This window comes from Vibrio sp. 10N.247.310.17, assembly GCF_041466605.1.
Classification (GTDB): Bacteria; Pseudomonadota; Gammaproteobacteria; order Enterobacterales; family Vibrionaceae; genus Vibrio; species Vibrio tasmaniensis_A.
Map to the genome: position 1 here is coordinate 1 of NZ_JBFSTC010000209.1, position 1,755 is coordinate 1,755.

2 protein-coding genes and 1 pseudogene are annotated in these 1,755 nt (G+C 43.1%); all 3 read right to left on the reverse strand.

The features are described from left to right. Positions 1–191: 191 nt before the first annotated feature. A pseudogene (locus tag AB6D80_RS24890) lies at positions 192–888 on the reverse strand (IS1 family transposase). 32 nt (positions 889–920) lie between these two features. Then, positions 921–1,127, reverse strand: a complete 207-nt coding sequence (locus tag AB6D80_RS24895) for a hypothetical protein (RefSeq protein WP_102258143.1) — start codon at positions 1,125–1,127, stop codon at positions 921–923. Between the two features lie 99 nt (positions 1,128–1,226). Then, positions 1,227–1,755: DUF1566 domain-containing protein (locus AB6D80_RS24900; RefSeq protein WP_372189917.1), on the reverse strand; the 529-nt coding region annotated here is incomplete at its 5' end.

A 1,755-nucleotide genomic window follows, 5' to 3' on the forward strand; every position in this document is an offset into this window, starting at 1 on the left:
GGTATTAACTTTGCGGTAGACTTCGTTATGGCATCTTCAGTGATGTAGGTCTCAGTAGAAAAAACCTTACAATTATTCACTTCCTTAGTTTTAATCCAAGGTACTGTCCCGTCGATATAAAACTCTTTAACTCGTGTACTTGGAGTCCCTCCAGAACACACTTTTGTAGGTCGTGACGCCAATTATTTGATTTAGTGGTAGAACTCTCGCTCAATGAAAGTCCCTATCACTTTATCGTGCATTTCTTCCGATTTCGAGAAGCCGATAGTTTTACGCACTAAACGTTTTAATCTGGAACGCAAAGTCAAATTGGTTCGTTCAATCCGCTGAGTGAACCTTTTCCCTACAACATGTTTTTCTTTTGGCAATTCTTTCGAGTAGACGCTGAAATCATCGGTGAAAAAGAAACTGATGTCGAATGGCTTAAGTAAAGCGAGTAACGCTCGCAGTTCATCTGTATTGCGCTTACCAAAGGCATGAGCAATGAGGCGTTTATAACCGGGCTCCAATGCATACCAAAGCCAACGACGATTTTTTTGTTTCCTACGAATGACCACTGTTCATCGACCTCACAGATGAGAGAGATGTTTGCTCTATCGAAAGGTATTGAGGTGACTTGTTTCGGCGAGAGTTTTTTAAAGTGCGCAGTACCGTGTTATAGCCAACTTTTAAGACACGACTTGTTTCTCTTACACCAGAGCTATTCATCGCCATATCAATGATTTGCTCTTTGACCTTAGATTTATATGCCTCGTAAGCATAATCAAGTTGAAATGAGCGTTTGCACTCAAGGCAACGAAACCGCTGAAAGCCTGACACACCAGTACCATGTTTACGAACATACTCCGTTTGGTTGCAAAACCGACAGTTAACTTGAATAGTAGCCATAATTTTTAATTCAGAGTTGCGGGACTACCATTCTAACTCAAGCTCACCATGTTGGAGTCATGACCCAATTTCTTAACCTTTTTCTTTAACACCTTCAATGTCGGTAATTGGTCCTGTTTAGATACCCACTGCTGCCAACCAAAGAGTGATTGCTCATAGAAACGTACAAACATCCCCTCTTTTATGCCAACAATACGTTGACTGCTTTCAACCAATGCTAATTTAGTTTCAATATTCACTTATCTTCCCCCCCTAAAAAGTGCCAGATGCAACTCTGGCACTTCAAAAACTAAAATTAAAAATTAAAACGTTAAACTCTAAACTCTAAACGCTCAACTTTAAGGATTTGAGACGCAGGATGCGTAGCGCGTGAGGCCCGGATAGAGGCTGATGACGTCGCCATTGAAGAGGTCCACGTAGTAATAGTCAGAACCATCAGGAGTCGCCGACCAATAGTAGTTGCGGGTCGGCCAACCGCGCGCGATAAACATCGGGCCGAATGCGTCGTATAGCTCCGTTTTTAACTCGTCTCTTGTCGCTAAACGCCAGTTAGTTCGTCCGCCGAGACTATGGGTGTTGTAGGTAGTACACAGTGCATTTGCGTTATTCCAGTCGAATAGGTAAAAATCACCACCAACTGGGCCGGAATTTCCGCTTTCAGTATGAGGACCGTTTGTAGCACTACCGCCAATGCTGTCTAGATAGGCCGCTGATGGTGAATTGGTAAACAACTTACCGCTACCCGTATCAAAGATATCAATACATGTGCCAGCAAGACTACACACATTCACATCCACCGTATTACTGGTCACGCCATCTTTGGTGGCCATTACTGTGGTATAGCCCTCGTTAGTAGCAGTAAATACG